The organism is Actinoalloteichus caeruleus DSM 43889 (assembly GCF_000429185.2).
Lineage (GTDB): Bacteria > Actinomycetota > Actinomycetes > Mycobacteriales > Pseudonocardiaceae > Actinoalloteichus_B > Actinoalloteichus_B caeruleus.
Map to the genome: position 1 here is coordinate 4,266,600 of NZ_AUBJ02000001.1, position 22,952 is coordinate 4,289,551.

General features: G+C 71.8%; 24 protein-coding genes. 6 read left to right on the top strand and 18 right to left on the bottom strand.

Annotation, left to right across the window (positions count from 1 at the left end):
- Positions 1–2 precede the first annotated feature (2 nt).
- From G443_RS16900 to G443_RS16955, 12 genes are all read right to left on the bottom strand, one after another.
- A complete protein-coding gene (locus tag G443_RS16900) occupies positions 3–512 on the bottom strand; it encodes a GNAT family N-acetyltransferase (protein WP_026419222.1) in 510 nt (169 codons plus the stop codon).
- Positions 509–2,125: a PepSY-associated TM helix domain-containing protein gene (locus tag G443_RS16905; protein ID WP_253860232.1), complete on the bottom strand. Its 1,617-nt coding sequence runs from the start codon at positions 2,123–2,125 to the stop codon at positions 509–511. The genes G443_RS16900 and G443_RS16905 overlap by 4 nt, the downstream gene beginning before the upstream one ends.
- A 9-nt stretch (positions 2,126–2,134) precedes the next feature.
- The gene (locus G443_RS16910; protein WP_026419224.1) at positions 2,135–3,358 is read right to left on the bottom strand and encodes a Dyp-type peroxidase; all 1,224 of its coding nucleotides are present in this window, start codon (positions 3,356–3,358) and stop codon (positions 2,135–2,137) included.
- Positions 3,358–3,894, bottom strand: a complete 537-nt coding sequence (locus tag G443_RS16915) for a copper chaperone PCu(A)C (protein ID WP_026419225.1) — start codon at positions 3,892–3,894, stop codon at positions 3,358–3,360. Before G443_RS16915 ends, G443_RS16910 begins: the two co-directional genes overlap by 1 nt.
- Before the next feature lie 28 nt (positions 3,895–3,922).
- Entirely contained in the window at positions 3,923–4,540 is a 618-nt protein-coding gene (locus G443_RS16920; RefSeq protein ID WP_026419226.1) for a copper resistance CopC family protein, read from the bottom strand.
- Positions 4,541–4,648: 108 nt separating this feature from the next.
- Positions 4,649–5,281, bottom strand: coding sequence for a hypothetical protein (locus G443_RS16925; RefSeq protein ID WP_155886174.1), 633 nt, complete (start codon positions 5,279–5,281; stop codon positions 4,649–4,651).
- Between the two features lie 152 nt (positions 5,282–5,433).
- Positions 5,434–7,374, bottom strand: coding sequence for a heavy metal translocating P-type ATPase (locus G443_RS16930; protein WP_372492985.1), 1,941 nt, complete (start codon positions 7,372–7,374; stop codon positions 5,434–5,436).
- 345 nt (positions 7,375–7,719) lie between these two features.
- Positions 7,720–8,391 (bottom strand): hypothetical protein, encoded by a 672-nt coding sequence (locus G443_RS16935; RefSeq protein ID WP_253860233.1) that lies wholly within the window; start codon positions 8,389–8,391, stop codon positions 7,720–7,722.
- A gap of 5 nt (positions 8,392–8,396) precedes the next feature.
- Positions 8,397–8,726: a hypothetical protein gene (locus G443_RS16940; protein ID WP_253860234.1), complete on the bottom strand. Its 330-nt coding sequence runs from the start codon at positions 8,724–8,726 to the stop codon at positions 8,397–8,399.
- Positions 8,727–8,792: 66 nt separating this feature from the next.
- Positions 8,793–9,146 (bottom strand): hypothetical protein, encoded by a 354-nt coding sequence (locus G443_RS16945; protein WP_253860235.1) that lies wholly within the window; start codon positions 9,144–9,146, stop codon positions 8,793–8,795.
- Between the two features lie 84 nt (positions 9,147–9,230).
- Positions 9,231–9,401, bottom strand: coding sequence for a hypothetical protein (locus tag G443_RS16950; protein ID WP_155886213.1), 171 nt, complete (start codon positions 9,399–9,401; stop codon positions 9,231–9,233).
- A 241-nt stretch (positions 9,402–9,642) separates the two neighbouring features.
- The gene (locus tag G443_RS16955) at positions 9,643–9,906 is read right to left on the bottom strand and encodes a hypothetical protein (RefSeq protein ID WP_026419758.1); all 264 of its coding nucleotides are present in this window, start codon (positions 9,904–9,906) and stop codon (positions 9,643–9,645) included.
- Between the two features lie 692 nt (positions 9,907–10,598).
- Between G443_RS16955 and G443_RS16960 the strand changes: the two genes are divergently transcribed.
- The 3 genes from G443_RS16960 (at position 10,599) to G443_RS16970 (ending at position 12,131) form a co-directional block, all read left to right on the top strand.
- Positions 10,599–11,465 (top strand): helix-turn-helix domain-containing protein, encoded by an 867-nt coding sequence (locus tag G443_RS16960; RefSeq protein WP_026419756.1) that lies wholly within the window; start codon positions 10,599–10,601, stop codon positions 11,463–11,465.
- Positions 11,466–11,476: 11 nt separating this feature from the next.
- Positions 11,477–11,668 (top strand): DUF397 domain-containing protein, encoded by a 192-nt coding sequence (locus G443_RS16965; protein ID WP_026419755.1) that lies wholly within the window; start codon positions 11,477–11,479, stop codon positions 11,666–11,668.
- 265 nt (positions 11,669–11,933) lie between these two features.
- Positions 11,934–12,131: a DUF397 domain-containing protein gene (locus tag G443_RS16970; RefSeq protein WP_026419754.1), complete on the top strand. Its 198-nt coding sequence runs from the start codon at positions 11,934–11,936 to the stop codon at positions 12,129–12,131.
- A 51-nt stretch (positions 12,132–12,182) separates the two neighbouring features.
- Here the strand turns inward: G443_RS16970 and rdgB are convergent, their stop codons facing one another.
- The gene (rdgB, locus tag G443_RS16975; RefSeq protein ID WP_245588877.1) at positions 12,183–12,887 is read right to left on the bottom strand and encodes an RdgB/HAM1 family non-canonical purine NTP pyrophosphatase; all 705 of its coding nucleotides are present in this window, start codon (positions 12,885–12,887) and stop codon (positions 12,183–12,185) included.
- A 56-nt stretch (positions 12,888–12,943) separates the two neighbouring features.
- Between rdgB and G443_RS16980 the strand changes: the two genes are divergently transcribed.
- Both G443_RS16980 and G443_RS16985 read left to right on the top strand, forming a co-directional pair.
- A complete protein-coding gene (locus G443_RS16980; protein ID WP_026419752.1) occupies positions 12,944–14,836 on the top strand; it encodes an NHL domain-containing thioredoxin family protein in 1,893 nt (630 codons plus the stop codon).
- A gap of 69 nt (positions 14,837–14,905) precedes the next feature.
- The gene (locus G443_RS16985; RefSeq protein WP_026066133.1) at positions 14,906–15,226 is read left to right on the top strand and encodes a GroES family chaperonin; all 321 of its coding nucleotides are present in this window, start codon (positions 14,906–14,908) and stop codon (positions 15,224–15,226) included.
- A gap of 111 nt (positions 15,227–15,337) precedes the next feature.
- Here G443_RS16985 and G443_RS16990 read toward each other — a convergent pair whose 3' ends face one another.
- Complete coding sequence (locus G443_RS16990; RefSeq protein WP_253860236.1) at positions 15,338–16,129, bottom strand: hypothetical protein; 792 nt, start codon at positions 16,127–16,129, stop codon at positions 15,338–15,340.
- Positions 16,130–16,375: 246 nt separating this feature from the next.
- Here G443_RS16990 and G443_RS25135 point away from each other — a divergent pair, with 246 nt between their 5' ends.
- Entirely contained in the window at positions 16,376–18,022 is a 1,647-nt protein-coding gene (locus G443_RS25135) for a VanW family protein (RefSeq protein WP_272500049.1), read from the top strand.
- A gap of 331 nt (positions 18,023–18,353) precedes the next feature.
- On the opposite strand, the gene G443_RS17000 is transcribed toward G443_RS25135, so the two are convergent.
- The 4 genes from G443_RS17000 to dnaK are packed head-to-tail and all read right to left on the bottom strand — an operon-like array spanning position 18,354 to position 22,608.
- Positions 18,354–18,794, bottom strand: coding sequence for a heat shock protein transcriptional repressor HspR (locus G443_RS17000; RefSeq protein WP_026419751.1), 441 nt, complete (start codon positions 18,792–18,794; stop codon positions 18,354–18,356).
- Between the two features lie 2 nt (positions 18,795–18,796).
- On the bottom strand, positions 18,797–19,960 hold the full coding sequence (gene dnaJ / locus G443_RS17005) for a molecular chaperone DnaJ (protein ID WP_026419750.1): 1,164 nt from the start codon (positions 19,958–19,960) through the stop codon (positions 18,797–18,799).
- Positions 19,961–19,978: 18 nt separating this feature from the next.
- The gene (gene grpE / locus G443_RS17010; protein WP_026419749.1) at positions 19,979–20,737 is read right to left on the bottom strand and encodes a nucleotide exchange factor GrpE; all 759 of its coding nucleotides are present in this window, start codon (positions 20,735–20,737) and stop codon (positions 19,979–19,981) included.
- Positions 20,734–22,608, bottom strand: a complete 1,875-nt coding sequence (gene dnaK, locus G443_RS17015) for a molecular chaperone DnaK (protein WP_026419748.1) — start codon at positions 22,606–22,608, stop codon at positions 20,734–20,736. Before dnaK ends, grpE begins: the two co-directional genes overlap by 4 nt.
- Between the last annotated feature and the right edge of the window lie 344 nt (positions 22,609–22,952).

Consider the following 22,952-nt stretch of genomic DNA (forward strand, 5'->3'; position numbering starts at 1 on the left):
GGTCAGCGGCCGCCGGCCCCGTCGACGTCCAGCCGCCGCGTCATGAAGACGCTGTTCGGGTCCTCCCGGTAGTCCCCGAACGGCGGGCAGGGCGTGAACCCGTGCCGCGCGTAGAGCCGGCGGGCGGGCGCGAAGAAGTCCTCGCTGCCGGTCTCCAGGCTCACGTCCCGGTAGCCCCGGCGGCGGCACTCCTCGAGCAGGAAGCGGAGCAGGTGCGCGGCCACCCCGCGGCCCCTGGCCTCCGCCCGGGTCCGCATCGCCTTGATCTCCCCGGCCATCGGGGACAGCCGCCGCAGCGCCCCGCAGCCCAGCAGGGCGTCCCCCTCCCACACCGTCCAGAAGGACACGTCCGGCGCGACCAGCCCGCTGTGGTCGAGGGCGTGCACGCTCTCCGGGGGCGAGGTGGCGCGCATCTCGCCGAGGTGTTCGGCGACCAGCTCGCGCACCTGGGGCCGGGACAGGTCGTCACGGTCGATCGTCAGCGGGGGCACGGCCGGTTCTGAGCTGGTCACGGCAGCAGCCTAGGCGCTTCGCCGCCCCACCCAGGGCCGGACCGCCCCCGCCGTGAGCGCCGTCCCATCGCGGCGTCGACCACCGTCGAGGGCCGGTGGGGCGCCCGCCGCCGGTGGTCCGCCGGGAAGGCGGAGCCGGCGACGGGAACCCCGGCCCGGGTCAGGCGGCGTCGCCCGCCCTGTCCCGCTCCCGTCGGCGCGCCACCGCGCCGAGGACGAGGTCCAGGGCGAGGAACGCCGCGAGGCTGATCCCCAACAGCGGCAGCCACCAGCCGACCAGGCCGGCGACGGCGAGGACGGCGGCCACCCCCACCACGGCGCCCGGCGGAAGGCGCCCCGGCCGGGGCCCGCCCGCCGAACGCGCCCGGCTCACGGGTCGGTCGACGCCTCCACCACATGGCGTACCCGAGGACCACCATCACCGCGATCCCGCCGGCCACGCCGACGAGCAGGATCTGGTTCGGCAGCCCGAACATGGTGCCCATGTGGATGTCGACACCCCACCGGGACAGCTTCGCGGCCAGCGGGTAGTCGTCGAAGTCGACCCGGTCGACCACCTCCATCGTCGTGCCGTCGATGGCCACCGCGTCGACCTCGGTCGGGTAGCTGCGCTGGATCTCCTGCACCACCCACGCCGTGCCCGGCTCGGCCGGCGGCTGGATCTCCACCAGCCCGGTGTTGACGTTCACCCGTTGGGCGATCGCCAGGACGGCGTCGAAGGTCGCCGGGTTCGCATCCCCGGTGGGGGCGGTGATCACCCCGTGGTGGTGATGGTGGTCGTGCTCCCCGGCGTCCTCGGCTTCTCCGCCAAGGCTGGTGCTGACCGCCGGCGTCTCCCAACCCAGGGCCGAGCGCATCGACGACACGCTGGTCCCCCCGAACTGGGACCAGGTGATCCCGGTGGCCGAGAGGAACAACGCGCCGAGCAGCACCCACACGCCGAGCGAGGCGTGCCAGGACAACAACCGCCGCTGCCCCGTCCGCCGGACGTTCGGGACGAGGAAGTCCCGCTTCGACCGCGACCGGCGGACCCGGGCGATCCACAGGCCGAGCCCGGCGAGGACGACGACCGCCAACCAGGAGGCCGCCAGCTCGCTGTAGACGCGGCCGACGTCGCCGAGGTGCAACCCCCGGTGCAGGTTGTTGATCCAGGTGCGCACCGGCAACGCGCCGCTGGTCCCGTACACGGTGAGGTCACCCCGGACCTCACCGGTGCCGGGGTCCACGAAGACGGCCCGCGACTCGCTCGGGCCCAACCCCTCCTCCGCGAACATCACCCGCGTCGTGTCGCCCGGTTCCGGGGCGGGGCGCACCGCGCTGAGCGTCGCGCCCTCGCCCTCGACGTGGGCCTGGGCGATCTCGATCTGCTCGGCCAACGGGAGCTGGACCTCGCTGACGGGGGCCTGGAGCTCCCGCTGGTAGATCGCCTGTTCCAGTTGCGGGGTCAGCGCGTAGAGGGCACCGCTGATCGCCGCGACGAGGATGAACGGCCCGACGAGGATGCCCGCGTAGAAGTGCAGCCGCCGCAGCAGCTGCCCCAACCACCCGCGCCGCCCGCTCCCCGCCGCCGACCGTTCCCCCCTGGTGGGCGGGGAGCTGAGGGACGTGCTCATGCCGCCCCCTCAGCCCAGCAGGGTGTCGCCGACGTAGCCGTCCTCCGCGCACCCCGGTGGGATCGCGAAGACGGCGGAGCCGATCGGCACCGTCCACTCGTTGAGCAGGTCCAGTTCGTCCAACCTGCGTTGCAGCGGCACGAACTGCCGGTCGACGTCGGCCTGGAACGAGACGAACAGCAACCCCGAGTTGGAGATCTCCGAACCCGAGGGCGGGTCGTCGTAGTTGTAGGCCCGCCGGAAGATCTTCTCGTTCGGATCGTCGCTGCGGGCCCGGCGGACGTGGGAGAACTCGGGGATCACCGGGAACCCGATGGGCGTGGTGGCCTCGAAGTCCGGTTCGTCGAACTCGTCGGTGCCCGTCAGGGGCGCGCCGTTCGACAGGTACCTGCCGACGGACTGCTCCCGGCCAGGCCGGTCAAGCCGGTCCCACCCCTCCAGGTCCATGTGGATGCGGCGCACCACCATCCCCGTGCCCCCGGCCAACCAGCCCTCGGTGTTCCACACGAGCCGCTCGAACTCCTCCGTCCCGGGCTGGGGGTTGGTGGTCCCGTCGATCTGGCCGAACAGGTTCCGCATCGTCGTGCCCGGCCGCACCGACCCGTGGGCGTGGTGGAACCCCCGCTGGGTCCACCGGACCGAGGCGAAGCCCCGGGTGTCCTTGAGCAGCATCCGCACCGCGTGCGCCACCGTCATCGGATCGTCCGCCGCGACCTGGATGAGCAGGTCGCCGTCGCTGAACTCGGGGCGGAGCCGGTCCACCCCGAAGTCGGGCAACGCCCGCAACCACTCCGGCCGGGTTCCGCCGGCGCGGTCGACCAGACCGGGGCCGAAGCCGAAGGTGACGGTCAGCCGCGCCGGGGTGACGGCGAGCTCCGGTTCCGAGTCGGCCAGGGCGGGCACACCCTGGGTGAGGCGGGCGGCGTCGTCGCTGAGGATGCGCATCATCCGCCGCAACGCGTCCGCGTCGGTGGAGTCCCGCAGGTCCAGGGCGACGAGGACGGCGTGCGCCTGCGCGGGCGTCGCCACCCCCGCCTGGTGGACGCCGTGGAAGGGAACCGTCTCCTCCCCGTTCAGGGGTGCGGCCGGCTCGCCCTCCGCCGGCCGCCGGTTGAGCACGTGGTCCGCGCCGATCGCCGTGGCCGCGCCGATCCCGGCGACGGCTCCTCCGAGGAGGAACCGCCGCCGGGTCGAGCCACGGCGACCGGAGTCGGCGCTCCGGTCGCCGGCCATCAGTGGTCCATGTCCATGTCGTGCTCGGAGTCGCCGCCCTCGTAGGACTCGTTGGCGCCCGAGTACTCCTTCACCGGTGCCGAGAACTCGAAGGTGGAGTCGTCGGAGAAGGTGAGGGTGAAGGTGACGTCCTCACCGGCATCCAGTGGGCCGGTGAGGTCCATCAACATGATGTGGTCGCCGCCCGGCTCCAGGGACAGCGAGCCGCTGGCCGGGACGACGAAACCGCCCTCGACCTCACGCATGACCATGGCGCCGGCCTCGTTCTCCACCGTCTCGTGGAGCTCCAGCACCGTGGACGCCGGCGTGGTCACGCTGACCACCGTGACGTCCTCGTCACCGCTGTTGGCCAGTTCGCCGAAGGCGGCGGACATGCCCTCCTCGGCGGCCTTCACCCACGCGTCGTCCATGCGGATGACGTCGGCGGCGGGAGCGGCCTCCGCGGGCTCCTCCTCGTCGGTGGAGGCGCAGGCGGCCAACGCGAAGGCCGACGCGGCCGTGAGGGAGACGAGTGACGCGGTCTTCCGACTGTTCATCAGGGGTGTTCCCTTCGATGTTGCCGACTCACCCGGCGTCGGCCGAGGAGTCGGTTCCGCCGGGCCGGGCCCGGCGGCGGCGAACGAGGACCGTCAGGGCGAAGGCGGCCGTGGCCACGGCCGCTCCGATCACCCCGACCAGGACGGCGCGGGGCACACCGCCCTGTTCGTCGGTCTGACCCTCCGCGGTGTCACCCGCGCCCGTGCTGTCCCCCTGCTCGGCCCCCACGGTCGCCCCGTCGTCGCCCTGGGCCAACGGTTCGCCGTCGCCCAGGGTGAAGGGGATGATCCCGCTCACCGGGTGGCCGTCGGAGGACACCACCCGCCACCGGATCTCGAAGCCGGCGTCGGTCATGCCCTCCTCCAACGGCACCGTGACCCGGGTGCCGTCCAGTTCTGGTTCACCCGCCGCCCAGTCCCGGCCCTCCTCGTCGACCACGATCACCGCGGCCCCGATCGTCAGGACGTTGCCGGAGAACTCCATCACCACCTCGGAAGGGGGCGACTCGAGCCGTTCCCCCGCTTCCGGGGTGCTGGACAACAGCTGGTCGTGGGCGAAGGCCGGCGTGACCGGCAGGAGCAACGCGCACAGCGTGAGGAACGCGCCCAGGAGCAGCGCGCGTGGACGTGACAGGACAACGGGCACGACGGGGACCTTTCTTCGGCCGGTACGCCGCGAGCGACGGCAGAAGGAGACGCCGCACGCTGTCGGCGCTGGGAGGGGAACCACCACCCGGGGCGGTGGACGGAGACGTCAGACCACGCCGAGAGGGGGCGGTCCCCGCCGTCGGCACGCCGACGGGAAGTACCCGGGAGGGAGGAGCACCCGGTCCCCGTACCCGCGGGGTAACCGCACGTCGGGGGCGTGCGGTGGGCGGAGGTCGAGGACGTGCAGCCGGTGCCGCAGCCACGCGGCGAACGCCGCCGCGAGCCGGCGGAGCCCCACCAGGGCGGCTTCGCCCCGGTACAGCGCCGCCACCGTGATCACCGCCGCCGCCCCGTGCCACAACCACATCGACGGCCCGCCGTGCAGGTGCGGCTCGACCACCGCCGCCGAGGTGCCCAGCGCGTGGTGGTGCTGGTGGTGGTGCTCGTGGAGCACCGGCGGCCCGTGGTGGTGGTGCGCCGCGTGCGGATCGGCCCCGACCACGAAGAGCAGGTGGAACAGCACCTGGCTGGCCGCCACCGAGACCGACAACCGCGCCAGCGACAGCGACCGCCCGGCCAGCGCCACGCACACGACCACCGACACCGCCAGGGGCACGGCGACGCCCGACCAGGCCGGCGGGGTCCCGCCGCCCGCGACGTGCGAGACCAGGGCGAGGAAGGTGGCTACCGACGCGGCGGCCGTCCCCCGGAGGAGTCGGCGAGCTGGCGGTGTCGGCACGGCGCGATTGTCGCAGTTCGGCCGCCGGTGGGGACACGGCCCATAGGTCCCGTCCCCTCTCGGCCAACCGGAGTAGCGGTGGGCGGCCGTGATCCCCTGACCTCGATGGACGCCGCCGCGCGGCGGAGCGGGATGGCCGTCTCCCTCCGTGCTCAGTCGCCGACCCGCCCCGCCGGCAGGGGGGTGATCCGTGCGGCGCGGACGGCGTTGAGGATGACCAGGACCTCGGCGAGCTCGTGGACGAACACGACGCTGGCCAACCCGAGCGCCCCCGACACGGCCAGCGGGACGAGCACCGCGATGATCCCCAGCGACAGCGCCACGTTGCCCAGCATGATCCGTCGGGCCCGCCTGGCATGTCGGAGGACGTGCGGGAGGTGCCGCAGGTCCTCGCCCATCAACGCGACGTCGGCGGTCTCGATGGCCACGTCGGTGCCCACCGCTCCCATCGCGATGCCCACCTCGGCGGTGGCCAGTGCCGGCGCGTCGTTGACCCCGTCACCGACCATCGCCACCGTGCGGCCCCGCCGGGACACCAGGGCGGCCTTGTCCTCGGGTAGCAGCTCGGCGTGCACCTCGCGGATCCCGGCGCGGTCGGCGAGCGCCCCGGCCGTCACCCGGTTGTCGCCGGTCACCATCACCGTCTCGATGCCGAGCCGCCCCAACCGGGCCACCACCTCGGGGACTTCCGGGCGCGGCTCGTCCCGGACGGCGATCGCGCCGAGGACCGTGCCGTCGACCTCGACGACCACCACGGTGGCGCCCAGCGACTGGAGCCGGGTGACCTCGGCGCGCAACGACCCCGGGTCGACCCAGCCCGGTTTGCCCAACCGCACCCGCCGCCCGGCCTGGCGTCCCCGCAGTCCCCGGCCGGGCACGGCGGTGACGTCCTCGGCGTCGGGGACCGCGTCGGTCGCGCCGAGGATCGCCCGGGCCAGCGGGTGCTCGCTGCGCGCCTCCAGCGCGGCGGCGACCGCCAGGACGTCCTCGCGGCGGCCGTTCCCCGGGGTGACGACGTCGATCACCTCCGGCTCGTTGCGGGTGAGGGTGCCCGTCTTGTCCAGCGCGACGGTGTCGACACGCCCCAGTTCCTCCAGGGCGGAGCCGCCCTTGACGAGCACCCCGTGCCGGCTCGCGGCACCCACGAACGCGACGACGGTCAGCGGAACCGAGATCGCGAGCGCGCAGGGGGAGGCGGCGACGAGGACGACGAGCGCCCGTTCGACCCACACCGACGAGTCGCCCAGCAGCGCGCCGAGGACACCGACCACCGCCGACAGCACCATGATCGCCGGGACCAGCGGTCGGGCGATGCGGTCGGCCAGCCGCTGCCCCCGCCCCCTCCGGTCCTGGGCCTCCTCGACGATGTGCACGATCCGCGCCAGCGAGGAGTCCGAGGCGGGGACGGTGACCTCGACCTCGACCGCGCCGCCCCCGTTGATCGCGCCCGCGTGCACCGGGGTGCCAGGACCGGCCTCGACGGGCATCGACTCGCCCGTGATCGCGGACAGGTCGAGCGTGGTGCGCCCGGAGCGCACGATCCCGTCGGTGGCCGCCCGCTCACCCGGTCGGACCAGCATCACCTCGCCCACGGCGATCTGCTCGGGCGGCACCGCCACCTGGACTCCGTCCCGGAGGACCGTCACGTTCGGCGGCACCAGGTCCAACAGCGCGCGGAGACCGTCCCTGGTCCGGCGCACCGCGTGGTGTTCCAGGCCCTCGGCGACGGAGAAGAGGACGCCGAGCATCGCGGCCTCCGCGAACTGGCCGAGAGCCACCGCCCCCACCGCCGCGATGGTCATCAACGTTCCCACGCCGATCCGGCCGCGCAGCAACGCCCGCACGGCCCGGGGAGCGAACGTGGCCGCGCCGACGACGGCGGCGGCCAGCTCGACGACCGCGCCGACCCGCTCGTCACCCCAGGTGGAGATCAGCCACCCGGCCACCAACAGCAGGGCCGCCACGGCCGCCACGTGGAGCTCGCGGACCTGCCACAACCGTCGCGGTCCCCGCTGTTCGGCGTGGTCCCGGGGGCCGGGCTGGTCTCGGGTCCCGGGGTGTTCCTCCCGGGGGGCGCAGCACTCGTCAGCCACGGTCGCCACCCCGGCCGGCCTCAGCCCGCTCCGGTGCTCCGCCGTCGAGCTCCCGCCCCGCCGCGGGGCCGGTCAGGGCGTCCACAGGGGATGCGGCATCGGGAACGGCGGTGACCAGCGGCCGGCCGCTCCCGGTGAGCCAGTGCGCCACCAGGCGCCCGTCGCGGCGGGCGGCACTCCCGAGCCGCCGGCGGTGGTGTGGAACCGGGTCCCTGGCCCGACCCGTCACCCGGGCGCCGTCGCGCACGCACGGCTCGTCACCGGCCAGTGGCGCCGCCAGGCGGATCCGCTCCACGTGGGGGAGGTCCAGGCGCGGTGGCTCGCATGAGTTCCAGTCCGAGGCGATCACATCAACAAACTAACACTCGTTGTTCTGTTGGTATGTGAGCTGGTGGAGAGATGAGACCCAGGCCAATACCCGTTGGCCCTCGGGGTCACCGGCTGCTTGTCGTGGCCGAGGCGGAGCCCGCATCGGACGACGCACCACTCGGGATCTGGGCCGATGCGGGCCCAGTCGGCGTGCTTGAAGCTGACCCGACCCACATAGCTGACGTCCAGCTCGACCTCGGGTTCCCAGGACCACAACCGCACCCGCGCCCAGCTCGGGACGCGTCGGCGGCGGCGTTTCAGCGTGGTCGGTGGAGGAACGAAGTCCCGCACCCGCCACCGCCGGGCCAGGTCCCGCATCTCGGCGATCGTGTGAGTGGTGAGGTCGTCGAACTCGGCGTAGTGCCGCACCACGGCGCCGCAGAGCACGGTTCGTCGGTGGTCGAAGGTACCCACCAGGTAGCGCAGGCCGGGGGCGACGAGGGGTCCGTGGCCGGTGTCGAGGTCGACGTGACCGTAGAGGCGGCCCACGATCGGGGACCGCACCGCGCACCGGGTGATCCACGCCCCGGTGATCCCATCACGGGCGGCCGCGTCCTTGTCCGCTGCGGTTGGGTGGGCGTGAACCGTGCTGGTGGGCCTGGCTCCCGACGAGGCCAGCAGACGGCCGGGATCAGACGTGTCGTTCACGATGGTCACGTCCCGCTGAGCACGGGGTCGGGCAGCAACTGGGACGTGAGGAGGAACCCCTCACCGGCCTGGGCCTCGGCGGTGTGCCGACACCGCAGCGGCCCCCGTGCCAGCTCGGGAACACCGGTGGGACCAGGACTGGGGTCACGGGGCAGCAGGTAGTACAGGCGGCCGGCCGTGCTGACCTCCGAACGCATGGCGTCGGTGCCCAGGGCGGCCAGGACGACCTGGCCCCGGAACGCCCAGGCCCGCAGGGCCTGGGGGTAGCGGGGGAACGGGCCGAGGTAGGAGCGGGCGTTGATCGGCTCCAGACAGCGGTTGATGACGTAGTACACGAACCCGTCCTGTTCAACAGAGCAGAAGAAGGAAGAAGGAAGGGGAACGGGGGTGGTGGGGGTTGATCAGCGAGGGCGTAGGGGACTGGGTGGCCGCCACCGGCGTCCTGTCAGCAGGCGCGGCGCACCTGGGGCGTGCGGTGGGGGAAGGTCCTTCAGTTCAGCGGCGACCACACCGACCGATCCGCAGCGCTGCCAGACCAGCCCGTCGCCGTCACGGACCCGGACGGCCTCGACCTCCCCGTAGCCCCGGATCACGCACCAGTCCACGAACGGCCCACCAGACCAGGCGAACCAGCCGACCAGCGTCCCGGTGCCCCGGGACAACGAGGTCCACTGCCAGCCTCGACGGGTCAACGCGTAGATCCCGGCCAGTTCCGGCACCGCTCGTAGCGCGGTCCGGGTCGCGGTGTCGGTCATGGTCGTCCTCCGGCAGGTAGGGGCGGACCCGCCGCGACCGCACCACCAGCGGCGACACCGTCTCGGTGTCCTCGGGAGCCGGGGTCACGGGGTGGGTCCGGGGAACAGGGTGGTCAGCGACCGGGACAGCGGGTGGTCCTCGACGGCCGAGCGGAACGAGGCGACCAGGCCCACCACGACGCTCAGGGCTAAGCAGCCGGTGAGGACCGAGACGACGACGGGGACGAGGACGAGGACGAGGACGAGGACGATCACGAGTGAGGGGTCCTTCGGTCAGCAGGGGTGCACCGCGCGGGCCGTGGCGCACCGACAGCGGGCAGCAACGGAGGGGTGGTCGCCCGGTGGGAACCGGGAACAACAGGGGGGCCGGGGTGTCCCGGTTCGACCCACCGGGCGACCGGGCAGCCACCACCCCCGACAGGCCGCGCGATTCCACACACGGGGAGGCGGGCAGGACACGACCCGAAGGGGAGGCACCGGGGGTGAGCGGCTGCGATCAGGAGTCGGTGGGGACGTCATCCTTCGGGACGACGACCGCACCGACCGGTCTCGGCCGAGGCGCGGAGGGTGGCCTGCGGCGGGGGCGACGGGGGCGGGGCCAGGGATGCCCGGCGGCGATCAACGCCTGACGGGTGGTGCGCCGGACCCGACGCAGCCGGATGGTTCCGCGGAGCGGGGGAAGCAGGACGCGGTCGGCCCATTCCACGGTCCACAGCAGGGTCAGGGCGGCCCAGGCTCCGAGGGCTGCGGACAGGATCACGCGACCCGCCCCCGGGGGTGTCGGGATGGGGCCGGGAGGGGGAGGTGTCCGCTGAGGACGGTGACCCACCCCGGGTCGGGGCCTTCGACCGCAGGCGGGAGGGTGGTGGGGGTGGGGCGCCAGTGATGGCGGCCGGTGTCCTCACTGTCGGTGTTCGTTCCGGTGTCGGGGTGGGTGCTGGCGTAGGCGGTTCCGGGTACCGATGGCCAGGGGCGGGCGGGACGTCCGCAGCCAGTGGGACTTGTGCGCGCTGGGGTCGACCACGGGGTGTCCGAGGTGGACCGGAGGACGCCATCGGTGGGGGGTGGGCCGCTGAGGAAGACCACGCCGCTGACGGTGACCACGGCACGGATCGGCTGGTCAGGGCGCCCTCGGTGCCGGCGGTACACCTCGGCGAGCAGGACGGCTACGGCCAGTAGCATGGCTACCGGGATGGGATCGACGGGCATTGCGTCGGTTCCTCTCTTCAAGGAGGGGCTGGGCGGCCCGCACAGTCAGCCCGGCCCCTTCGCTATGTCGTAGAGCTTTCATAGCGCATATGTGGCTAAAAGAGGAACGTCACAGACAGCAAAATCGCATATTCGGAAGGAGTTTTCACTCCAACGGATTAGGTGTGACCCTGCCGGCAGGAGAGGCGACGGCGACGGTGGCTGCCCGGTCACGCTGCGGAGCAAGGATGGCAAGCTAACGACATGCCCACACCCACCGTGCGACGGCTACAGCTCGGCAACGAGCTCCGCCACCTGCGCGAACGCACAGGTCTGACGCTGGAGGAAGCCGGGAAGGCGATCGAACGCTCGCAAGCCGTGATGTCGCGGCTGGAGCACGGCGTCACAGGCTTGAGACAGCGCGATCTGCGAGCGTTGGTGGAGTTCTACCAGGAGCGTGTCATCGACAACGACGCGGTGGACGTGGAGTGGTACCTGAGCCTGAACAAGGGCGCCGACCAACGGGGCCACTGGAGCGGATACCGCGCTGCGTACGCGAAGTACTTCCGCATGGCTGTCGACCTCGAAGCTGATGCCTCGACCATCAACTGGTACGAGGTCGAGATCGTTCCGGGGCTACTCCAGACCGAGGAGTACGTTCGGGCCCTGTTCACCGAAGCGGGCACCCAGAGCGCTTCGGAAAGCCTGATACAGGCAAGGCTGGAACGTCGCACCGTACTCGTCTCCCACCAGGCACCCTGCGTTACGTTCGTACTGTCCGAGTCGTGCATCAAGCGGGTACAGGGATCACCAGCGGTGATGCAGGGGCAGATCCGATACTTGCTCGACATCTCCGAGCAAGAGAACGTCAGGATGCACATACTGCCGTTCCGCTCCAGAGCAGCCGGCAACGCGCGTTACCAGTTCACCCACTACGTCATACCGGCAGCTGGTAAGGCATCACCGTTGGAATTCGTGTACACAGAGTCATACCGGGCTGGCGAGTATTTGGATGATCCAGATTCGATTTCCAGCTACAAGCAGCTTTGGGGCAGGCTGCTGGGCTCTGCTCTGGACACTGTTGACACCCGCAACTACCTCATACACGCACAGAGCAGCTATTCGGAGTAAGGACCATGCAGATGGACGTAGTCCTGGCCAACTGGCGGAAGTCAACGCGCAGCAGCGGCAACGATGGTGGATGCGTGGAGATTGGCGGTGCACCGGGCCTCGTCGGCATCCGCGACACCAAGAACCGCGCCGGTGGCACCCTCGTCGTCAGTCGCCACACCTTCAGCAGCTTCCTCACGGCGGTCAAGGCCGGCCGCCTCTGACACCCACCGGCCCGCCGGCCAACCACCCACCGGGTCGGCGGGCACCCGTCCAGCCGTCAACGCGAGCCTTGCTCGCGACGGCTACGGACGAGCTTGGTCACCGTGCTAGGCCAAACAGGGGCGGCGGCATACCAAGTCGACCGATAGCCCACCCTCCGACGGACAGGCAAGCTGGGTACCTGTCCCTACTTGCCGAACCGGGAGCCCAAGCGGGTCGCACCACACCTCCCGGCCGACGTGGTTCCCCTCTCCGAGGACGTGGCACATGGACGCGAGCATGACCCTGACCAACTGGCGGAAGTCGAGTCGGAGCAGCAACGGTTCCGACAACTGTGTCGAGGTGGGTTCCACGTCGGCCGTGGTGGCTGTGCGGGACACGAAGAACCGTGCAGGGGGAATGCTCGTCGTTGACCACGAGGTGTTCGCCGCCTTCGTCGGCTCCCTGAAGCGGACCGGCGTCTGAGCCGCCCGTCTTGGGCGGAGGGGTTCGTGTCGCGGCGACCGGTTCACCCGGTCAAGTGGTAGGAGCGGCGAGACCGAGGCCGCGTCGCAGGGCGTCCACGGCGTGGCGGCGGTGGGAGATCCGGTGCTTCTCGGCCGTGTCCATCTCGGCGTACGTGCGGTCCTCGCCCTCCGGGATGAAGATGGAGTCGTAGCCGAACCCGTTGCCGCCCCGGGGTGCGTGGGCCACGCTCCCCCGCAGCGTCCCGGTGAAGACGCGCACGCCGTCGGCGTCCGCGTAGCCGAGGGCGGTGGTGGCCGTGGCGGCGCGGTTGGAGTAGCCGGCGGCCATCCGCACCAGGCCCTCGACCCCCTGCGCCTTGAGGAACCACGCGATGAGGGGGCCGGGCAGCCCGTTCCAGGCGTCGAACGTGAGAGCCGTGTCGTCGACGAGCACCGGCGCCCGCCGGGTCCGGTAGGCCTGCGCGGCCTTGTGACGGACCACCTCCTCGACGTCCAGGGACTGGATCTCCACCAGCTCGTCCCGCACGGCGGTGACGGGAACGCCCAGCAGCTCGGTGTACTCCGCCGCCTTGCCCGCGTTCCCGGTGATCAGGGAAACCGCTGTGATCATGCCGATCCTCCGGGTGCTCGGGTGCTCGGGTGCTCGGGCGCTCGGGTGTTCCGCGGCGGCGATGTCGCCCGCCGGGAGTTCCAGGTTGAACCGGTCGTGGCTGACCGACACCCGTCCGAACCCGGCGACCGTGAACGGGCGCACCTGATCGTCTCGTGGGTGCCGGAACATTCCGCCGGCGCGTCGCGTTTACTCGCGACGTGACTTCTGTACAGCGGCGGGCCAGGGTCCGCGCCCCGGAGCTCACCGGGCGCGGCTGGTTGAACACGGGCGGTGAGACGGTCCGCCTCGCGGACCTGCGGGGCAAGGTCGTCCTGTTGGACTTCTGGACCTTTTGCTGCGTCAACTGCCTGCACGTCCTCGACGAGCTGCGTCCCCTGGAGGAGGAGTTCTCCGACGTCCTCGTGACGATCGGCGTCCACTCGCCGAAGTTCACCCACGAGGCTGACCCGGACGCCCTCGCCGCCGCCGTCGAGCGCTACTCGGTCGAGCACCCGGTGCTCGACGACCCCGAGCTGGTGACCTGGCAGAACTACGCGGTCAAGGCCTGGCCGACGTTGGTGTTGATCGACCCCGAGGGGTACGTGGTGCACGTCGCCGCCGGGGAGGGGCACGTCGAGACCCTGCGCGACCTGGTCGCGGAGATCGTCAGCGAGCACGCGGACAAGGGCACCCTGCACCGGGGCTCCGGCCCCTACACCCCGCCGCCACCCGCCTCCACCGAGTTGCGCTTCCCCGGCGCGGTGACCGCACTGCCCGGCGGGACGCTGCTGGTCAGCGACACCGCCCACCACAGCCTCGTCGAGCTCGCCGCCGACGGGACGACCGTCCTCCGCCGCATCGGCAGTGGTCAGCGCGGCCGGAGCGACGGGCCGGCCGAGGAGGCGACGTTCTCCGAGCCCGGCGGCAGCACCCTGCTGCCCCCCGACCTCGCCGAGGCGCTGGGCGTCCACGTGGTGGTCGCCGACACCGTCAACCACCTGCTGCGGGGGGTGAACCTGGACACGGGCGAGGTCAGGACGCTCGCCGGCACCGGGGAGCAGTGGCGGGACGGCGCGGACGCCGGCCCCGGCACCGAGGTCCCGCTCACCAGTCCGTGGGACGTGGCCTGGTGGGAGCCGGCCGGTGGAGTGGTGGTCGCGATGGCCGGGAACCACACCCTGGGACTCTACGACCCGAGGAGCGGCACCGTGCGGCGCTTCGCCGGCACGACCGTCGAGGGCCTGGCCGACGGCCCCATCGGGGAGGCGTTCTTCGCGCAGACCTCCGCCCTGGCCGCCGCCGACGACCGCCTGTGGCTGGTCGACTCCGAGACCTCCGCGCTGCGGTGGATCGAACGTGGCGGCGACCCGGCCAGGGGTGACGAGCCGCACTTCGTGGTGCGCACCGCCGTCGGAACGGGGCTGTTCGACTTCGGGCACCGCGACGGGCCCGCCGGCGAGGCGTTGTTCCAACACCCGTTGGGCGTCGCCGTGCTCCCGGACGGCAGCGTCGCCGTGTCCGACACCTACAACGGCGCGGTGCGCCGGTACGACCCGGCCTCCCAGGAGGTCTCCACCCTGGTCGGTGACCTCGCGGAGCCGGCGGGCGCGACCGTGCTCGACGGGGAACTGGTGGTCGCGCTGTCGGCGGCCCACCGCGTCGAACGCCCCGTGCCGCCCGGTGTCACCGCCCGCATCATCGCCGGGGAGGCCCAGCAGGTGCGGCGCCCCGCCACCGAGGTCGGCAGCGGTCAGGTCAGGCTGGTCGTCGTGTTCGAGCCGCCCGCCGGCCAGAAGCTCGACGAGCGGTACGGGCCGGCGACCCGGCTGGAGGTGACGTCCTCCCCGCCGGAGCTGTTGGTGTCCGGCGCGGGCGTCGACCAGTCCCTCACCCGCGACCTGGTGTTCTCCGACACCGTCGACGAGGGCGTGCTGCACGTCGTCGCCCAAGCGGCCAGTTGCGAGGACTCCGAGCTCGTCGAACACCCGGCCTGCCGGCTGACCAGACAGGACTGGGGGGTGCCGGTGCGCGTGACGCGCGGCGGAACCGCTCGGCTACCCCTGGTGATGGGTGGCCTGGACGAGTCCACAGAGAATCACACCGAGGAGTAACGCTGATATGGTTGTTGTCGGCTGTCGGCCACTGGATGGGCCGCCCGGGACCACGAGTAGGCTCTACCAGTGTCCGTAGCGAAGCTCGAAATCCAGATGCTGCACGACCGCGTCATGGTGCGGGCGTCGCCGGAGGACGGTGAACGGCGCAGCAGCGGCGGTATCGTGATCCCCGCCACCGCGCAGGTCGCCAAGCGGTTGGCCTGGGGTGAGGTCTTCGGAGTGGGGAGCAACGTCCGGACCGTCAAGGTCGGGGACAAGGTGCTCTTCAATCCCGACGAACAGTTCGAGGTCGAAGTCCAGGGCCAGTCGTACCTCGTCATGCGTGAACGCGATCTACATGCTGTCGCGAGCGAACAGACCGAGCACGGAACCGGTCTGTACTTGTGACCCGTGACCCGAACGTGATGGCGAGCAGGTAGATCAGACCGCCACAAGGCCCCACACGTTCGATGGCGAAGGGGAGACGGTGCCAGACAGGGACAGGGACATGCCCCACGGTCAGCAGCGGCCGGACGAGACGACGAAGATCGTGCCGTCCATGAGTGGCTCGCTCTTCGACCAGTCATCCGGCGACCAGCCGTCCACGCCGAACGGCCCCGGCACACCGCCAGGCGGGGAGCCGGCCCACGGGTCGGCGCTCCGCCCGGAGGAGACCGGTGGCCGGCGCGACCACGGCCAGTCGGCGACTGGTGGACACCAGGGAGCAGGAGCACCCCGGGACACCGCGCCGACCGGGCAGTCCAACCTCTTCTTCGCCGCGACCCCCTCGAACCCGGAACCCGCCGAGGGCACCACCGTGTTCGTCCGGCCGGTCAGCCCCGGGGTCTGGCAGGGCGGCGAGCCAGCGGCCCCCACCTCCTCCGAGACGGCCCCCGCCCCCAGCCAGGACCAGACCGCGAGGCTCGACGCGCCCGGCTCCGGGCGGACCCCGGCGCGGGAGCCGGTCACCGCGCGCCTCGACGGCGACGCCACCACGGTCAGCGCTCCCATCGGCGGGCGACTGGACGGCGAGGGCGACACCGAACCGCGCCCCCGGCCCGAGCAGGACTCCGAGTCGCGGACCGAGACGATGCCGGCTCCGGCCGCCTCGGCGGACGCCACCACGGTCCACCGCCCCCTTGACGCCACCCGGTCCAACGCCGCCGAAGCGACCACGGCCGCGCTGCCGGGAACGCCGCCCCGGGGCACCCACGTCGGGGAACCGGTCACCACCGACCTCGACCAGCCGACCGAGGTCATCCCGGTGATCCCGGCGGCCCAGCACCCCGGTGGCCCGCCCACCGCGGCCACCGAACCCTTCTCCCCGGCGGCCGGCTTAACCGGACCGGGGACGACCCCGGGCGACCAGGCGGTCACCGGAGGGCACCCGGGTGGCCCCCCAACGACCGGCGGCCCCGGCGGCCCACCACCTCAGCAGCCCCCGGGCCCGACAAGCCCGCCGGCGGATCCGGAAAGCGGAGGACGCTGGTCAAGGCGGCCATCGCCGTCGCGGCCACCATCGCGGGCCTCGCCGTCCTCTACGGCGTGGACATGGCGATGAGCTCCGGGAAGGTGCCGCGTGGCGTCGAGGTCGCCGGCGTCGACATCGGCGGCATGGACCGGATGGCCGCCGAGGAACGACTGCGCGACGAGATCGGGCCCCGCCTCGGGCAGCCGATCGAGGTCACCGGCGGGGACGTCACCGCCGCGATCGAACCGGACAACGCCGGGCTGAGCATGAACTGGTCCGAGACCATGCAACTGGTCGGCGACCAGCCGCTCAACCCGATCACCAGGCTGACCTCCTTCTTCTCGACCACCGAGATCGCCCCCGTGCCGCAGGCGGACCGCGACCAGCTCGCCAGTGCCGTCTCCGACCTCGCCCCCGAGTTCGACAGGGAGGCCAAGGAGGGCGACATCCGGTTCGAGGGATCCGAGGCCGTGCCCGTGAACCCCGTCGCCGGTCAGCGGCTCGACGTGGACGGCGCCGTCGACGTGCTCATGCGTGACTGGGCCAACGGCCACTCCGTCGCGTTGCCCGTCGAGGTGGAGGAGGTCGGGACCACCGAGGAGGGCGTCCAGCTCGCGCTGGAGGAGGTGGCCCGCCCGGCCGTGTCCGGGCCGCTCACCGTCACCGGCGAGGGCGCCAACGCGATCGTCGAGCCAGCCACCATCGGTGAACTCCTCACCTTCACCCCCGGGGAGAACGGGGGGTTGGACCACGAGATCGACCGCGAGGCGCTCACCGAGAACCTGTCCGAGCAGCTGAAGGACACCGAGGAGAAGGGCCAGGACGCGGAGATCGTCTTCAGCGGTGGGTCCCCCTCGGTGAAGCCGTCGGTCGACGGCAGGGCGATCAACTGGGAGACCACCCTCGAACCCCTGGAGGAGACCATCCTCCGAGGCGCCGACCGGCGACTGGCCGCCCACTACGAGGACGAACCCGCCGAGGTCACCACCGAGGACGCGGAGAACCTGGGCGTCAAGGAGGTCATCGGCGAGTTCACCACGGGTGGGTTCGCCCCCGACTCCGGGCAGAACATCAAGCGGGCCGCCGAACAGGTGAACGGCGCGATCGTCAAGCCGGGCGACACCTTCAGCCTCAACGGGCACACCGGCCCGAGGCAGGCCGCCCAGGGCTACGTCGACGCCGGCATCATCGAGCAGGGCAAGCCGGGCCGGGCCGTCGGTGGGGGCATCTCGCAGTTCGCCACCACCCTGTACAACGCCTACTACTTCGCCGGCCTGGAGGACGTCCGCCACCAGGAGCACAGCTACTACATCAGCCGGTACCCGATGGGCCGGGAGGCGACGGTCTTCCAGAACCCCGATGGCAGCAGCGTCATCGACGTGTCGTTCCGCAACAACCTCGACCACGGCGTCGCGATCCAGACCATCTGGACGCCCAGCGACATCACGGTCAGGATCTGGGGCACCAAGCAGTACCAGGTCGAGTCGGACACCGGGGAGCCCTTCGACCACAAGGACCCCGAGACGGTGGAGGTCAGCGACCCGGAGTGCAGCCCGAGCGCGGGCGGCCGCGGCTTCTCGGTCACCGACACCCGGGTCATCAAGGACCTGAGCGGCCAGGAGGTCCGCCGGGAGCCGCGCACCGTCCACTACCGGCCGCAGCCGAAGATCGAGTGCGTCGCTCGCGGCGGCGGTGGTGACGCCGGCAGCAGCGCCGCGAGCACCGGCGGCTGAGCGCCGGGCGGGAGCGCGGCGCTCTCGGACGAGCTGACGAACGGCCGGGGAGCACTCCCCGGCCGTTCCTCGTTCCTGGCCCCGAGCACCCGGACCACGGGGTCCGGGCCGTCGATGGTGTCGGCGGTCGATGAACGTGCCGGAGCCGACGGCCAGCCCGGGTGAGCCCGGGCACGGGACGGACGAGCGGTGGTGTTCCGCGTGCCCGGTGCCGAGGCGGGGCCGGGGCGTCACGCGAGAGCGTCGTCATGGGGGCCGGTCGCGGCATGACGAGGGGCGGCGCCCGGTTCCACACCGGACGCCGCCCCTCATCGCTGGCGGTACCGCGCGCTCAGCGGCGAGGTTTGGGCTTCCAGACCACCAGCGCGGTCTCCCGTCGTCCCGGCAGCGGGACGAGTTCCCTGCGGTAGGAGGCGTGCACGGCGGCGGCCGCCTGCTCCGCGGCGACATGGGCCGCCGCGACCTGCTCGGACAGCTCCGCGACCCGGTCCCGCAGCGCCTCCAGCTCGTTCTCCAACTCGATGATCCGCTTGATCCCGGCCAGGTTGACGCCCTCGTCCTGGGACAGCCGTTGGACCTCGCGGAGCAGACCGATGTCCCTCGGCGAGTAGCGACGACCCCCGCCGTTGGCCCGGCCGGGTGAGACCAGGCCCATCCGGTCGTAGGTGCGCAGGGTCTGCGCGTGCAGGCCGGAGAGCTGGGCCGCCACCGAGATGACGAACATCGGGGTGTCCTCGTCGGCACCGGCAGGGAACGGGAAACCCGGGGTCATGCCTACCTCCCGTCCTCCGCGCGCCGCAGGATCTCCGCGCGCGGATCGTGGTCCGCGGTGGCCTCGGCGTAGGCCTCCAACGCTGCCCTGGCCGCGTCGTCGAGCTTGCTGGGAACGCTCACCCGCAGGGTGACCAGCAGGTCGCCGACCCGTCCGTCGCGTCGTTCGATCCCCTTGCCCCGGACCCGGAGGGTCCGGCCGCTGGCGGTGCCGGGAGCCACCTTGAGTGACACCCTTCCGTCCAGGGTGGGCACGGTCAAGGTCGTTCCCAGCGTCAGCTCGGGGAACGTCACCGGAACGGTCACCGTGAGGTTGTCGCCGTCCCGCCCGAACACCGGGTGGGGGGTGACGTGCACCAGCACGAAGAGGTCGCCGGTGGGCCCGTTGTCGCGGCCGGGCTCCCCGCGCCCCGCCAGCCGGATGCGCTGACCGTTGGACACCCCGGCCGGGATGCGGACGGTCAGGGTCCGCGTCTGGGTGGTGACGCCCTCGCCGGCGCAGTCCGGGCAGGGTTGGTCGATCAGCTTGCCCGACCCCCGGCAGTCCCGGCACGGCTCGCTGAACGCGAACGCACCCTGGCTGCGGTTGACCAGGCCGGCACCGCCGCAGTTCGGGCACGTGCGCGGACTGGTGCCCACCTTCGCACCCGAGCCGCCGCAGGTCTGGCAGGACGCCGGGCTGGAGAGCCGCAGCGGCACCGTGGCACCCCGCACCGCCTCGGTGAAGTCGATGCTGATCTCGGTCTCCACGTCGGCGCCGCGCTGGGCGCGGGTACCGCCGCCACCGCGACGGCGGCCGAAGAGACCGCCGAAGAGGTCGCCCAGGCTCTCGGCTCCCGAGGACCCGCCCCGGTTGCCGAACATGTCGCCGAAGTCGAAGCCACCCGACCCGAAACCGTCGAAGTTGCCGCCGCCGCGGAACCCACCCGACCCGAACAGCCGGCGAGCCTCGTCGTACTGCTTCCGCTTGGAGGCGTCGGACAGCACCCCGTAAGCCTCGGACACCGCCTTGAAGCGGGTCTCGGCCTTGGTGTCACCGGGGTTGGCGTCGGGGTGCAGGTCCCGGGCCAGCTTCCGGTACGACTTCTTGATCTCGTCGGCGGACGCGTCAGGAGGGACGCCCAGCTCCGCGTAGAAGTCCTTCTCGATCCAGTCCCTCGAACTCACCGAACGTCCCTCCCTTCCTCACGCGTCCCGCTCGGCCTGGTCACCGTTGGACGAGCCCTCGTCAGCCACCGGGGTGGGGGTACCGGACGGGTCGTGGTCGGTCACGCCGACCAGCGGTGCCCGCAGCACCCGGTCCCCGAACCGGTAGCCGCGACGCAGCACGGTGGTCACCGTCGGCTCGCTGACGTCGGGCGAGGTGTCGTGCTGCACCGCCTCGTGCACGGACGGGTCGAAGGGGTCGCCCTCCGCGCCGTACGGCTCCAGCCCGGCCTTGGTGAGCGTCTCCACGACCTTGTCGCCCACCGCCTTGAAGGGGCCGGTCAGGTCGCCGTGGGCCGCGGCCCGCTCCAGGTCGTCGAGCACGACCAGCAGGTCGGTCGCCAACGCGGCCTTGGCCGAGTTGATCGTGGCCTCCCTGTCGCGCTCGACCCGGCGCCGGTAGTTGGCGTACTCGGCGCTGAGCCGCTGGAGGTCGGCGGTCCGCTCGGCCAGCTGCTGTTCCAGCTCACTGGGGGCGGCGGCCTCGGTCTCCGCGACGGGCGCGTCCTCCGGGGCCGTCTCCACGGCGTCCGCCTCGATGACCACCGGCTCGTCCTCCTGAGGCGCCGACGGCTCCTCGGGGGACGGCTCGGCGCGGTGCCGGCCGCCGTTGCTCTCGGCGTCCGGGTCGCGCGCCTCGCCGGTCTCGGGGTCGATGCGGCGGCGGTCGCGGATCACGACCCTGGGCTGCTCGTCCCCGTTCTCACGATCGGGAAGTTCCTGCCCCTGCGCGCTCACTTCTTGTCGTCCTCGTCCACGATCTCGGCGTCGACGACGTCGTCCTTGGCGCCAGCGCTGCCAGCGCCACCGGAGGCACCGGCGCCGGCGGTCCCGGCCTCACCCTGGCCCGCGTCCCCCGGCGTCGCCCCGGTGTTGGCGTACAGGGCCTGGCCCAGCGCCTGGGACTCGGTGGCCAGCTTCTCCACCGCCGTCTTGATGGCCGCGAGGTCCTCGCCCTTGAGTGCGGTGTTGGCCTCGTCGATGGCGGCCCGCACCTTCTCCTTGACGTCGGCCGGCAGCTTCTCGTCGTTCTCCTTGAGGACCTTCTCGGTCTGGTAGACGAGGCTCTCCGCCTGGTTGCGGGTCTCGGCTTCCTCCCGCCGCTGCTTGTCCTCCTGCGCGTGCTGCTCGGCGTCGCGCATCATGCGGTCGATCTCGTCCTTCGGCAGCGCGGAGCCGCCGCTGATCGTCATCGACTGCTCCTTGCCCGTGCCGAGGTCCTTGGCGTTGACGTGCACGATGCCGTTGGCGTCGATGTCGAAGCTGACCTCGATCTGCGGCACGCCGCGCGGCGCCGGCGGCAGGCCCGTCAGCTCGAAGACGCCCAGCTTCTTGTTGTAGGCCGCGATCTCGCGCTCGCCCTGGAAGACCTGGATCTGCACGGAGGGCTGGTTGTCGTCAGCCGTGGAGAAGATCTCCGACCGCTTGGTGGGGATCGTGGTGTTGCGCTCGATGAGCTTGGTCATCACGCCGCCCTTGGTCTCGATGCCGAGGGAGAGCGGGGTGACGTCGAGCAGCAGCACGTCCTTGACCTCGCCGCGCAGCACGCCGGCCTGGAGCGAGGCGCCGACGGCGACGACCTCGTCCGGGTTGACGCCCTTGTTCGGCTCCCGGCCACCGGTCAGTTCCTTGACCAGCTCGGCGACGGCGGGCATCCGGGTGGAACCGCCGACCAGCACGACATGGTCGATGTCGGCCACGCTGATGCCGGCGTCACGGATGACGTTGTTGAACGGGGTCTTGGTGCGCTCCAGCAGGTCGGAGCTGATGCGCTGGAACTCGGCCCTGGACAGGGTCTCGTCGAGGAACAGCGGGTTCTTCTCGGCGTCGACCGTGATGTAGGGCAGGTTGATGCTCGCGGTGGAGGAGGAGGACAGCTCGATCTTCGCCTTCTCCGCGGCCTCCCGGATCCGCTGCATCGCCATCTTGTCCTTGCTCAGGTCGATGCCCTGGCTGGACTTGAAGCGCTCGACCAGCCAGTCGACGATGCGCTGGTCCCAGTCGTCACCACCGAGGAGGTTGTCACCCGAGGTGGCGCGGACCTCGACGACGCCGTCGCCGATCTCCAGCAGCGAGACGTCGAAGGTGCCGCCACCGAGGTCGAAGACCAGGATGGTCTGTTCCTTCTCGCCCTTGTCGAGGCCGTAGGCCAGCGCGGCCGCGGTGGGCTCGTTGACGATCCGCAGGACGTTCAGGCCCGCGATCTGGCCGGCCTCCTTGGTGGCCTGCCGCTGCGCGTCCTCGAAGTAGGCGGGGACGGTGATCACCGCGTCGGTGACCTCCTCGCCGAGGTACGCCTCGGCGTCCCGCTTGAGCTTCTGCAGCGTCCGGGCGCTGATCTCCTGCGAGGTGTACTTCTTGCCGTCGATCTCGGTGGCCCAGTCGGTGCCCATGTGGCGTTTGACGGACCGGATCGTCCGGTCGACGTTGGTGACGGCCTGGTTCTTGGCCGACTGCCCGACGAGCACTTCGCCGTTGCGGGCGAAGGCCACCACGGACGGCGTCGTGCGCGCACCCTCCGAGTTCGCGATGACCGTCGGCTCACCGCCTTCGAGTACGGCGACCACCGAGTTGGTTGTCCCCAGGTCGATACCGACCGCACGCGACATCGAAGAACCTCCTGCTGCTCTGCTATGCGTTGAGTGGAACGGGCTCAAGTCTGCGCTCACCCGGTCGACGGAGTCAACCAGGCCTTGAGCGTCCCGCGCTCAATCTTTCTGCCACGCCCAACGTGATACCCGTCGCTCTTGTTCCCTGCTCCGGCGCCTTCTTTCGTTTTCCCTGGTCAGGGGCTCGGTAGTTGGCGCGGTGGCCGTGTGGGCCGCGTCGGGTGGCGCGGCGCCCCCGAGCGTTGGCGGGTCGCTGGCGCTGGCGCCTGGTCGGTTCCGCGCGGCCCGCGTGGCCGGGGGCGGGCTGGTGGCCGCGGTCGCTCGACCCGGGTGAGCGGCTCCGG